Source organism: Streptosporangium sp. NBC_01469 (assembly GCF_036227305.1).
Lineage (GTDB): Bacteria > Actinomycetota > Actinomycetes > Streptosporangiales > Streptosporangiaceae > Streptosporangium.
This window is the reverse complement of record NZ_CP109465.1, coordinates 1472653-1484596: the sequence shown is the minus strand read 5'-3', so window position 1 is coordinate 1484596 and position 11944 is coordinate 1472653. Positions and strand designations below refer to the sequence as shown.

Genomic DNA, 11944 nt, shown 5'->3' with positions numbered 1-11944 from the left:
GGGGTGGGGCTACTTCAGCGCGCCGGCCGCCAGGCCCTTCTCGAAGAGGCGCTGCAGGCACAGGTAGGCCACGATCTCGGGGATCGCGGTGATGACCGCGCTGGCCAGGACCTTGGTCTGGTCGTTGCTGAACTGGCTGACGAAGAACTGCGGCAGCAGCGTGACCGTCTGCTTGGCCGGGTCCTGGATGAGCACCAGCGGCAGCAGATAGTCGTTCCAGGAACTGATCAGCGTCAGGACGACGATCGCCGCCGCGATGGGCCGTGTCATCGGCACGACGATGTAGCGGAAGGCCGTGAACACGTTGGCGCCGTCGACCCGCGCCGCGTCGAAGAGCGAGTCGGGGACGCCGTCGATGAACTTGCGGGCCAGCAGGACGGTGAAGGGGATCTGCAGCGCGGCCAGCGGCAACACCACCGCCCAGTACGTGTCGTACACGCCCAGGCTGAGGGTCGTCGCGAACAGCGGGGTGAGCAGCACGACCTCGGGCAGGGTGAGGGCGGCGAGGATCATCCAGAAGTAGACCTCCTTGCCGCGGATGTGCAGCTTGGAGAACCCGAAGGCGGCGAACATGGTGAGGACGTAGACGATCAGAATCGTCGAGACGGAGATGATGACGCTGTTCCTGAAGAACGTCCCCACGGTGCCGACGGCGAAGACGGCCTGGTAGTTGCCGAGTCCCTCACCCGCGAACGATCCCTGGACCATGACCACCAGCGGGAACAGGTAGGGGATGATCATCAGGGTCACGAGGATCTGAAGTAGCAGCCTGGTCGACAGCCGACGCGCCTCAAACACCGGATTCACCGTCCTTACGGTTGGCGCGGGTCGCGACGATGATCGCGCCGAGCAACGCCAGGATGAGCAGAAGGATCGACAGGGCCGCTCCGTAGCCGACGTGGGCCGACGGGATGCTGATCCGGTAGATGTAGGTCCCGAGGAACTCGGTGCTGTAGTTCGGTCCGCCGATGGTCACCAGATACGGGACGTCGAAGGTCTTCAGCGCACCGATCACGCCCAGCATCGCCAGGGCCACCGTCGTGCCCCGCACGCCGGGCCAGACGATGCTTCTCAGGACGCGGAGGTTGCTCGCCCCGTCGGTGCGCGCCGCTTCGAGCGTCTCGGGATCGACCTGCCCCATCGCGGCGTAGTAGAGGACGAACGTGAGGCCGGTGAACTGCCAGACCGTGATGAACATGATCACCGGCATCGCGGTGGTCGACTGGGCCAGCCAGGGCTGGGACAGGAAGCCGAGACCGATGTGGTCCAGAGCCCAGTTCAGCTGGCCGTCCGCGGCGAACATCTGCCGGAACACCGGCGCCATCGTCGCCGGCGCGAGGACCACCGGGGTGAAGACGAGCACCTTGTAGACGGCGGCGAGCCGCACCTTCGAGTGCAGCAGCGCCGCGAACACGAACCCGATGGCGGTCTGCACGGTGAACGTCACGATGAAGAAGACCACCGTGTTCCAGATGGCCTTCCAGAAGATGGGGTCCTGCATGATCGCTGTGTAGTTGGCACCCCCGACCGACGTGGGAGTCGGGCTGGTGCCGTCCCAGTCGAGCGTCGAGATGTAGCCGGTCTCGATGATGCAGAAATAGATCAGTCCGACGACGAAGACGAACGCCGGCAGGATCCACGGCAGGCCCGAGGGCCTCCCGCCCCTCTTCCGGGGGTTGCCCGGAAGAGGGGCGGGCGACGGACGGCGCGCCCCGATCTTCGGCGAGGTTGTGGAAGTCATGGATCTCCCTGCGCGGGTGGGATTTGAGACGGGCCGTCAGCGGCTCTACTTGATGTTCTCGGCGCTGCTCTGCAGGGTCGCGGCGGCCTCTTCCGGCGTGGCCTGCCCCGCCGCCACCGTGGTCGACGCCACACCGATGGCGGTCTGCAGGTCGGCGCTCACCGTCGCGAGGCGCGGCTCGGACGACTTGCCCGCGTCGCTGATCAGCTTCTCCAGCGCCGGCTGCTGCGCCGCCGGGTTGACCAGCTTGATCGAGGCCCAGTCCGGCTGGGCGCTGGTCAGGGCGGGGATGTCGTTGAGGATGTTGGCGACCGCCTGCTGTCCGGCCTGCGAGGTTCCGAGCCAGGTCGCGAAGGTGGTGGCGGCGGCGATGGACTTGGACTTCTTGCTCACGGCCAGGCCGAAGTCCGCGTCACCGTAGAGCGACCCGACGTTGCCGGTGCCCGCCACGTCGGGGAACGCGATCGGCAACTGGGTGAACGGCTTGGGGTTCGCGACGCCGGCGCCGGAGATGGCGGCCGTGCTGCCGTCCACGGTGGAGTACTGCATGTACCAGGTGCCCATCATGACCATGGCGGCCTTGCCCGACATGAAGTCGTTGTTGGCGTCCGGGTACTGCTGCACGCCCAGTGCCCCGTCCTGCATGATCTTGTCGTCGAACAGCTTCTTCCAGATGGTCAGCGCCTGGACGATCGTCGGGTCGGTCCACGGGACCTTCTTCTCCAGGGCCTGCGCCCAGACGCCCGGCTTGATGTTGTTGCTGATCGCCTGCAGGGTGTCCTCGTTGAACGCCGTCTGGGCGGCGCCCTGCACGAAGCACTTGACGCCGTTGGTCTTGAAGGCCGCGCAGACGCTCTTCCACTCGTCGTAGGTGGTGGGCGGCTTCAGGCCGTACTTGTCGAACAGGTCCTGGTTGACCCAGACCGATCCGGCGTAGTTGGAGCCGACCGACAGCGCGGCGAGCTTGCCGTCCTTGGTCAGGCTGGACACCCCGATCGGGGCGAGCTTGGACTTCCAGTCCGCGCCGAGCGACTTCTCGACGGCGGGGGTGAGGTCGATGGCGTTCACGCCGTAGATGCCGACCGAACCGTTGGCGGCCCCCGGTGCGACGTCGAAGACGTCGGGGCCGACCGACGAGGCCAGGGCGGGGCGGATCGCCGCGTCGTAGCCGTCGATGGTCAGCTTCTTGTAGGTGACCTTGATGTTCGGGTAAGCCTTGTTGAACGCCTTGATGTACGCCTCGGCGGGAGCCACGTCGGGCGTCCACCCCCACCAGGTGATATCGCCCGAGTCGGCCGAGCCCTTGTCCGTGGTCTCGGTCGTGCCTCCGCCGGCACATCCGGCGAGCGCCAGCACCGCGGCGGTGAACGCGGCCGCGGCTCCGGGGAGGCGGCGCTTCCAGATTCGCGAGGATCCCAGCATGATCTCTCCTTGCACGTGACTCGCACGCACTGGTCGTGTCGACGCCGCGCGTCCTCCGCCGAACGGGGACGATCGCGACGGCCCGTGCTCACGAATGAGTACGGGGTCCGCTCGCACGTGGCGACGAGGTCGGCACGGGTCGCGGAAGGGGGTGTGCGTCCTTCACGGCCGGGATCGCCGATCGTCGAAAGCTGCACGTTCAGAAAGCAGAAAGTTTCGGAAAGTGTTCTGGTGAGAGAAGAGCACCAGCTCGGCAACAGTGTCAATAACTCCGGCCGAATTTGTTTCCGTTCGGTTACACGGGATGTGCCCCGCAGTCCCGGGCCGGGGCGTGCCCATCCCGGGAGAGGACGGTCACATCGAGATCGTCGGTGTGATATCCGCAGGTCATCGTCGAGCCGCTGTGCAACGTGGACGATCCGGGACGCCGCGTGGGCCGGTGCCTTCGCGTGCCTACGGGCCAGACTGCAGCCCGAATTCGGACAATTCGGTATTTATGGTGCGAGAAGCCTACCTGCTGCGCGGCCCGGCGAGCGGTTATCAGCGGTGCTACCGTTATGGAAACTTTCGACAACACTGGCTCAGTGCGTGAAGAGGTGTCGTGACGACCGAGCAGCGGGCGAGGACGCAGAAGCGGGTGGCGGGGGCTCCCCGGAGTGCCGACGCCGACCGGGTGACCATCGCGATGGTCGCGCGGGCGGCGGGCGTGTCCGCCCCGACGGTGAGCAAGGTGCTCAACGGCAGGGAGGCCGTCGGGGCGGAGACCCGCCGCCGGGTCCAGGACGCCCTGGTCTCGACGGGCTACCAGCGCAGGACCAGATCCGAGGCGGGCAAGGTCGGCGTGGTCGACTTCGTGATCACCGAGCTGGACACGGCCTGGGCCTGTGAGCTGCTGAGAGGCGCGGAGCAGGAGGCGTACCGGCTGGGCACGAGCCTCGTCCTGACCGTGACCCACGACCGGCAGGCCCAGCCGCGCGAGTGGCTCAAGGCGCTGGCCTCCCGGCCGACCGACGGCGTGGTCCTCGTGGTCACCAACACCCGGCAGGTGTCGGCGGAGAAGCTGCGCCCGATCGACACGCCCTTCGTCGTCATCGACCAGGTCGGCGGATACGACCGCGACGTCCCGACCATCGGCGCCACCAACTGGGCGGGCGGTTTCGCCGCCACGGAACACCTCACCGAGCTGGGCCATCGCCGCATCGGCATGATCACGGGGCCCGAGGACGTCCGGTGCAGTCTTGAGCGCCTGGACGGCTACCGCGCCGCTCTCGGGCGTGCGGGGCTGCCGCTCGACGAGAGCCTGGTGCGGCAGGGCGACTTCTACACCGAGGGTGGCAGGCGGGCCGCCGCCGAGCTGCTCGACCTGCCGGAACCGCCCACGGCGATCTTCGCCGGCTCCGACCAGCAGGCGGCCGGCGTGTACGACGCGGCCCGCGCCAGGGGCCTGCGCATCCCCGAGGACCTCAGTGTCGTCGGGTTCGACGACACCGAGGTGTGCGAGTGGATGTGGCCCCGGTTGACCACCATCAGGCAGCCGCTCGCGCAGATGGCCGTGCTGGCCATCCGCAACGTGCTCGAGACGACGCACACCCCCGGTGAGCAGCCGTTGCGTCTCGAACTGTCGACCAGCCTGGTGGTCAGGAACAGCACCGCGCCCTACCAGCCTCCGGCCCGCGTCTCACGCGGCCGCCGCTGACTTTTTGACGCCGCGGCTCATGCCAGGGGGAGGCCGAGCACGTCACGCCACGACTCCCGCGGAAGGTATCCCAGCTCGTCACGGGCCTTGTCACTGCTGAGCAGGCTCTCGTACGGCCCGAGCGGACGGCGGACCGGCACTCCGGGGAAGACCTCCGCGGCGAGGTCGGCCGAAGGCCGGTCCATCAGCGTGTCCCCGGCGGCGATCACATACGCGGGCGCGCCCGTCACCTCCGCCAGCAGGGCGAGCCGGCAGGCCCGCGCGACGTCGCGGACGTCGACGTAGGACCACAGGTTGAACACCCGGGCCGACGGGTCGTCCCAGAAACCGGGGATTTTGGGGTAGTCGGCCGCGTCATGGACGTTCGACAGCCGGAGGCCGACGATCGGGATCCCCGACCAGGCGGAGATGTGCTCGGCCAGCGTCTCCCCGACCACCTTGGACAGGGCGTAGGCCGAGGTCGGGTGCGGATAGTGCTCCTCGTCCACCGGCAGGTAGCGCGGCGGGGTCCGCGGTCCGAACGGGAAGCCCAGGGTGGTCTCGCTCGACGTCCACACCACCCTGCCGACCCCGAGCTTTGCCGCGGCGAGGAAGACGTTGCTGTTCATCGCGGTGTTCGCGGTGAACGTGCGGGCGTCGGTGAAGAAGCCGGGCGCGGGGATCGCCGCGAGGTGGACCACGGCGTCGACCGAGGTCAGCGCGTCCACCGTGTCGCCGAAGTCCGTCAGGTCGGCGCGCAGCAGCGGCGCCCCCAGGTCGGCGAGTTCGCCCCGGTCCCCCGGCGTCCCGGCGACGTCGACGGCGCGTACCTCGTGCCCGTGCGCGAGCAGGTCCTCGACCACGGCGCGCCCGGTCTTGCCACTCGCGCCCGTAACCGCGATTCTCACAGGTCAGTCCCACTCTCGGATGGCGTCGTCCCGGCTTGAGAGGTCCTCGCGGGCCGGGTGGTGAGAAAGTTTATGGAAAGTTGTCCACGACACTCGGCTCCGGCCGTCCCCGGCCGAAGGAGTCCCCTCTCCGGGGTGGCCGCGAGCCGCGGCCGCCGGGGAACGGTCGCGACCCAGTTCAGTGATCATGCCATTCACCAGGGATAATGCTTCAATCGAGTGCCTTCACCCGGCCCCGGGCACGCCTGCGCGCAGCCGGAGACGTGGAGCGGGAGCGATCAGCACTCCGGCCTCCTGACAGGCAAAGATGTCACTATGTCAGCCTTTCGTCCATGTCATGACCCTTGACGTTCCCCGACACGCCGTTCTACTTTGTCGCTGCGGACTTTAAGTTTCATAGAGTTTTCGAAAGTTTTCAGCGCCCTTTTCGCGCACACCCCCGCCGTGGTGCCCGGACACCGGTCGACGCCCGGCGCTGAGAGGAACCACCGTGCCCCTCGTACAGATCGACCTCGAACGTTCCCTGGCCGAACGGCTGGGCCGGCAGATCAGCGACGGCGTCCACCAGGCCCTGGTGGACGGCCTGGGGATGGACCCGACCGACAGGTTCCAGATCTTCCGCACGCACGCGCCCGAGGAGATCGTCTTCGACCCGGGCTACAACGGCGTGGACCGGCGGCAGCTGGTCAGCATCCAGATCCTGATGGTGCACATGTACGACGTGACCACCAAGTACGCGATGTTCGACCAGATCGCCAAACGGCTGGAGGAGATCGGTGTCCGGCCGGACGACCTGCTGATCAGCGTCGTCGAGAACGGCTTCGAGGACTGGTACGCCGGCAAGTCGCGCGGCTGACCGCATCCCGCCCACCCCACGAGCCCACGATCCATCCAAGATCCGGAGTCCTGCAGTGAAGGTTCTCTACATCGGTGGCACCGGCACGATCAGCTCGGCCAGTGTCGCCGAGTCGGTGCGTCAGGGCCAGGACGTCCACGTCCTGAACCGTGGCCGCACCGCCGGCCGTCGGCCGCTCCCCGCCGGGGTCACGACGATCGAAGCCGACGTCCAGGACCCGGAGTCGGTGCGCCGGGCCCTCGCCGGCACGACATTCGACAGCGTGGTCAACTTCCTCGGCTTCGACGCCAAGGACGCCGCCGCCGCCGTCGAACTGCTGGAAGGCCGCACGGGCCAGTACGTCCACATCAGCAGCGCCTCGATCTACCACAAGCCGGTACGGCGGGTGCCGATCGTCGAGTCGACCACCCGGCACAACCCCTACCTGGGGTACGCCCGAGAGAAGATCGCCGCCGAGGACGTCCTGCACCGGGCCTACGAGGAGCGCGACTTCCCCGTCACCGTCGTGCGTCCTTCGCACACCTACGACGACGCCCACCCGCCGCTGCCCGGCGACTGGACCGCGTGGGACCGGATCGCCCGCGGCGACGAGCTGGTCGTGCCCGGTGACGGCACCAGCCTGTGGACCCTGACGCACGCGCGGGACTTCGCGGTGGGGCTCGTCGGCCTGATCGGCAACTGGCAGGCGGTCGGGGAGGACTTCCACATCACCTCCGACGAGGCGCTGACGTGGGACGAGATCTACCGCATCATCGGGCGCACCGCGGGGACGCCGGCCCGGCTCCTGCACCTGCCCTCGGAGTTCCTTCGGGTCGCCGCCCCCGACTGGTTCTGGTCGGACCTCATCGTCGGCGACCTGATGCACAGCGCGGTGTTCGACAACACCAAGATCAAGCGGTTCGTCCCGGCGTTCCAGCCGACGATCACCTGGTCGGCCGGGGCCCGGCGGCTGCACGAATGGCGCACCGCCCACGCCGGGGAGACCCGCCCCGACGCCGAGACGGACGCGATCCTGGGCCGGCTGGTCGAGGGGTACCGGGCCGCCGCCGCGGCGCTGGCGCCGTGACGCCGGGCACGGGAGGCGACCTGGTGGCGGAGCCCTGGCTGGACGTCTCCGGGGTCCACTGCGAGGGCGTCGTGTGGGACGACACCGCGGGCCGGCTGCGGTTCGTCGACATCCCCCGCGGACGGGTCTTCGACGCCGGGGTGGACACCGGCGGCGCCGACGTCGGCTGGTTCGACCTGCCGGCGCCGGTCACGGCCGTGCATCCCACGACCGAGCCCGGGACTCTCGTCGTCGCGGACGGCGACGGCGTGGCCCTGGCCACGCGCGACGGGCTGACCGAACGGCTCGCCGCCCCGCTGGCGGGCCGGCCGGAGATCCGCATGAACGACGCGGGCGTCGATCCCGCCGGGCGTTACTTCGCCGGCAGCATGGCGTACGACTCCGAACCGGGCGCGGGCCGCCTGTACCGCCTCGACGCCGACCGGTCCCTGCACACCGTGCTCGACGGCGTCACGATCGGGAACGGGGTGGACTGGTCGCCCGACGCCACCCTGTGCTACTTCGTGGACAGCCCCCTTCGCCGCGTCGACGTGTTCGACTACGACGTGACGACGGGTGCCCTGTCCAACCGGCGCGTGTTCGCGGACACCTCCGCCGTCCCCGGGATGCCCGACGGGCTCACGGTCGACTCCGAGGGCGCCGTGTGGGTGGCCTTCTGGGGAGGATCGCGCGTCTGCCGCTTCGGCCGGGACGGCCTGGTCGAGCGTACCGTCGGCCTGCCGGTGTCACAGGTGACGTCGTGCTGCTTCGCCGGGCCCGATCTGGACCTGCTCGTCATCAGCACCTCCACCGAGGAACTGTCCCCCGACGACCTGCGGCGCCAGCCCACGGCAGGCATGATCTTCCGGGCCGAGCCCGGATGCCGTGGCCGCCGCACGACCGAATTCGTGATCTGACATGACCGATGACCACCCGCGCCACGTGTCGCCCGACCCGGCGGAGCGCCGCGCGTTCGGCCGCACCGGGCTCACGGTGACCCCCGTCTGCATCGGGACCAGCCCCCTGGCGAGCATGCCCGCGCTGTACGGCTACGCGGTCGGCCAGGACAGGGCGGAGTCGACGATCGAGGCCGTGCTCGACGGCCCGTTCAACTTCCTCGACACGTCGAACAACTACGGCGGCGGCAGCGCCGAGCTTCGCATCGGCGCCGTCCTGCGCCGCCGTGGCGGGATCCCCGACGGGTTCGTCCTGGCCACCAAGGCCGACGCCGACCCCGACAGCGGCGACTTCTCCGGCGAGCGCGTGCGCCGCTCGGTCGAGGAGAGCCTCGAACGGCTCGGTGTCGACCACGTGCCGATGATGTACCTGCACGACCCGGAGTACCACGTCACCTTCGAGGAGGCGATGGCCCCGGGCGGACCGGTCGAGGCGCTGGTCGCGCTCCGCGACGCCGGCGTCGTCGGCCACCTCGGGATCGCCGGCGGCCCTGTGGAGCTGATGCGGCGGTTCGTCGGGACCGGCGTGTTCGAGGCGGTGATCAACCACAACCGCTGGACCCTGGTGAACCGCGAGGCCGGCCCGCTGCTCGACGAGGCCGTCGCGCGGGGGGTCGCCTTCGTCAACGGCGCGCCGTACGGCGGGGGCATGCTGGTCAAGGGCCCGGACGCCCAGCCCCGCTACGCCTACCGGGACACCGACGAGTCCGTCAGGGACGCGGTCCGGTCGATGCGGAGGGTGTGCGCCGACCACGACGTGCCCCTGGCCGCCGCCGCGCTGCAGTTCTCGCTGCGCGACCCCCGGGTGACGTCGACCATCGTCGGCGTCTCGGAACCCGCGCGGATCAGGACCACTCTCGATCTCGCCACCACCCCGATCGCCCCCGAGCTGTGGGACGAGCTCGACCAGTACACGCCGTCGTCCGGAGGGTGGCTGGACTGATGCCACCGACGGCCGTACGAGCGATTCCAACGACAAACGGAGAAGACCGTGGCTTTGAGCACTGACACCCCGCCGGAGGTGTGGAGGGACGCCGACGTCCCCGACGAGGACCGGGTCGAGGCACTGATGGCCAGGATGAGCCTGGCCGAGAAGGTCGCGCAGCTCTACGGCGTCTGGGTGGGCATCGACAACGACGACGGTGAGATGGCCCCGCACCAGCACGAGTTCACGTCACTGCCGGTCGGGTGGGACGAGCTCGTCCGGAACGGCATCGGTCAGCTGACCCGGCCGTTCGGCACCAGGCCCGTCGACGTCCTGACCGGGGCGACCACGCTCGCGGGCGCCCAGCGTTCGATCACCGCGGCGGGACGGTGGGGCATCCCCGCGCTGGTGCACGAGGAGTGCCTGACCGGCCTCGCCGCCTGGAAGGCCACCGTCTACCCCTCACCGCTGTGCTGGGGTGCGAGCTTCGACCCGGACCTGGTCGAGCGGATGGGGGCGCAGATCGGCGCCACCATGCGGCGGCTCGGGATCCACCAGGGCCTCGCCCCGGTCGTGGACGTCGCCCGCGACCTGCGATGGGGCCGCGTCGAGGAGACCATCGGCGAGGACCCCGTGCTCGTCGGCACGATCGGCGGCGCGTACGTCCGCGGGGTGCGGTCGGCGGGCGTGATCGCCACTCTGAAGCATTTCGTGGGCTACTCGGCCTCCAAGGCGGGCCGGAACCTGGCCCCGGTGTCGGTGGGCCGCCGGGAGATCGCCGACGTGCTGCTGCCTCCGTTCGAGATGGCGCTGCGGGCCGGGGCCGACTCGGTGATGAACTCCTACACCGACATCGACGGCGTTCCGGTCGCGGCCGACCCCACCCTGCTCACCGATCTGCTTCGCGGCACCTACGGTTTCACCGGCACCGTCGTGGCCGACTACTTCTCCGTCGCCTTCCTGCAGACTCTCCACAACGTGGCCGAGTCCCCCGGCGACGCGGCCAGGCTGGCGCTGACGGCGGGGATCGACGTGGAACTGCCCACGGTCAACACCTACGGCCCGCCACTGATCGAGGCGATCGACCGCGGCGAGGTCGACGTCGCCCTCGTCGACCGCGCGCTGCGTCGCGTGCTCCTGCAGAAGGTCCGGCTGGGCCTGCTCGACGAGGAGTGGGTGCCCGAGCCCGCCGTTCTGGAGGAGACGGACGACGCCGTGCTGGACGGCGAGTCCCAGCGTGCCCTCGCGGGCGAACTGGCCCGCCGTTCCGTCGTCCTGCTCCGCAACACCGGCTCGCTGCCGCTGGCGGCGGGCCTGCGCCTGGCCGTGGTCGGGCCCCGGGCCGACACCCCGCAGGCCATGATGGGCTGCTACTCGTTCCCGATGCACGTCGGCGTGCACCACCCCGAGGTGCCCATCGGCATCGAGGTGCCGACCCTGGTCGAGGCGCTGCGCGCCGACCCCGCCGGCTATGACGTGCGCTACGAGCAGGGGGTGCCCGTCCTCGGCGGCGACGACGAGGGCATCGCCGCGGCCGTCGCCGCGGCGGCGGACGCCGACGTCTGCGTGGCCGTGCTCGGCGACCAGGCGGGCCTGTTCGGGCGCGGCACCTCCGGGGAGGGCTGCGACGCCGAGAGCCTGCGCCTGCCCGGGAGGCAGGAGGAGCTGCTGGAGGCCGTGCTGGCCACCGGCGTCCCGGTCGTCCTGGTGCTTCTGGTCGGCCGACCGTACGAGCTGGCCCGGCAGGTCGACCGCCTGGCGGCCGTCGTGTGCGGGTTCTTCCCCGGTGAGGAGGGCGCGCGTGCTCTGGCCGACGTGCTGTCCGGCCGGGCCGATCCGGCGGGGCGGCTCCCGGTGAGCTTCCCCGGCGACGGCGGCAACCAGCCCTCCACTTACCTGGCCGCGCCGCTGGGCCTGCGTGGCGAGGTGAGCTCGGTGGACCCCACCCCGCTGTTCCCGTTCGGCCACGGACTGTCCTACACCCCGATCACGTGGAAGGACGTCGTCGCCGGCGCGGAGGCGTGGCCGACGGACGGCACCCTCGACGTGCGGGTGACACTCCACAACGATGCGGCCGGTTCGGTGTCGGACGTCGTGCAGGTCTACCTCCACGACCCGGTCGCCGAGGTCGCCCGCCCGGTGCAGTCGCTGCTGACGGCCCATCGGGTCGATCTGGAGCCGGGGGAGACGCGCGAGGTCACGATCACGCTGCACGCCGACCAGACCTCCTACACCGGAGCGTCCGGACAGCGGCAGGTCGACCCGGGCGCGGTCGAGTTGCGGGTCGGCGCGTCGAGCGCGGACATCAGGGAGACCATCTCCGTCTCCATGACCGGGCCGCGGCGCCAGGTCGGTTTCGACCGGGTCATGGAGGCGACCGTCACCTCTGGGGCGGCCGAGGGCTGACGACGGTCCG

The 11944-nt window shown here is 70.0% G+C and carries 10 protein-coding genes; 6 read left to right on the top strand and 4 right to left on the bottom strand.

The features are described 5' to 3' along the window. Window positions 1-9: 9 nt before the first annotated feature. From OG587_RS06555 to OG587_RS06545, 3 genes are read right to left on the bottom strand one after another with little or no spacing between them, the layout of a single operon-like run. On the bottom strand, window positions 10-798 hold the full coding sequence (locus OG587_RS06555; protein WP_329087810.1) for a carbohydrate ABC transporter permease: 789 nt from the start codon (window positions 796-798) through the stop codon (window positions 10-12). After that, a complete protein-coding gene (locus OG587_RS06550) occupies window positions 791-1741 on the bottom strand; it encodes a carbohydrate ABC transporter permease (protein WP_329087808.1) in 951 nt (316 codons plus the stop codon). Before OG587_RS06550 ends, OG587_RS06555 begins: the two co-directional genes overlap by 8 nt. 45 nt (window positions 1742-1786) lie before the next feature. Continuing rightward, window positions 1787-3163, bottom strand: a complete 1377-nt coding sequence (locus tag OG587_RS06545) for an ABC transporter substrate-binding protein (protein ID WP_329087806.1) — start codon at window positions 3161-3163, stop codon at window positions 1787-1789. 601 nt (window positions 3164-3764) lie between these two features. Between OG587_RS06545 and OG587_RS06540 the strand changes: the two genes are divergently transcribed. After that, window positions 3765-4859 (top strand): LacI family DNA-binding transcriptional regulator, encoded by a 1095-nt coding sequence (locus OG587_RS06540; protein ID WP_329087805.1) that lies wholly within the window; start codon window positions 3765-3767, stop codon window positions 4857-4859. A gap of 17 nt (window positions 4860-4876) precedes the next feature. Here OG587_RS06540 and OG587_RS06535 read toward each other — a convergent pair whose 3' ends face one another. Then, window positions 4877-5746, bottom strand: a complete 870-nt coding sequence (locus OG587_RS06535) for an NAD-dependent epimerase/dehydratase family protein (RefSeq protein ID WP_329087804.1) — start codon at window positions 5744-5746, stop codon at window positions 4877-4879. Window positions 5747-6236: 490 nt separating this feature from the next. Between OG587_RS06535 and OG587_RS06530 the strand changes: the two genes are divergently transcribed. The 5 genes from OG587_RS06530 to OG587_RS06510 are packed head-to-tail and all read left to right on the top strand — an operon-like array spanning window position 6237 to window position 11934. Further along, on the top strand, window positions 6237-6602 hold the full coding sequence (locus OG587_RS06530; RefSeq protein WP_329087803.1) for a tautomerase family protein: 366 nt from the start codon (window positions 6237-6239) through the stop codon (window positions 6600-6602). A gap of 55 nt (window positions 6603-6657) precedes the next feature. Continuing rightward, window positions 6658-7668 (top strand): NAD-dependent epimerase/dehydratase family protein, encoded by a 1011-nt coding sequence (locus OG587_RS06525; RefSeq protein ID WP_329087802.1) that lies wholly within the window; start codon window positions 6658-6660, stop codon window positions 7666-7668. Continuing rightward, window positions 7665-8564 carry an SMP-30/gluconolactonase/LRE family protein gene (locus OG587_RS06520; RefSeq protein ID WP_329087799.1) on the top strand — a complete coding sequence of 300 codons (900 nt, stop codon included), beginning with the start codon at window positions 7665-7667 and terminating at the stop codon, window positions 8562-8564. Before OG587_RS06525 ends, OG587_RS06520 begins: the two co-directional genes overlap by 4 nt. A gap of 1 nt (window position 8565) precedes the next feature. Then, window positions 8566-9546 (top strand): aldo/keto reductase, encoded by a 981-nt coding sequence (locus tag OG587_RS06515; protein ID WP_329087798.1) that lies wholly within the window; start codon window positions 8566-8568, stop codon window positions 9544-9546. A 48-nt stretch (window positions 9547-9594) separates the two neighbouring features. Further along, window positions 9595-11934 (top strand): beta-glucosidase family protein, encoded by a 2340-nt coding sequence (locus OG587_RS06510; RefSeq protein WP_329087796.1) that lies wholly within the window; start codon window positions 9595-9597, stop codon window positions 11932-11934. Window positions 11935-11944: the final 10 nt, after the last annotated feature.

Excerpts from the sequence above, each read along its gene's own strand:
- OG587_RS06550 (WP_329087808.1), bottom strand. The coding sequence starts at position 1,741 with ATGACTTCCACAACCTCGCCGAAGATCGGGGCGCGCCGTCCGTCGCCC.
- OG587_RS06515 (WP_329087798.1), top strand. The coding sequence starts at position 8,566 with ATGACCGATGACCACCCGCGCCACGTGTCGCCCGACCCGGCGGAGCGC.
- OG587_RS06545 (WP_329087806.1), bottom strand. The coding sequence starts at position 3,163 with ATGCTGGGATCCTCGCGAATCTGGAAGCGCCGCCTCCCCGGAGCCGCG.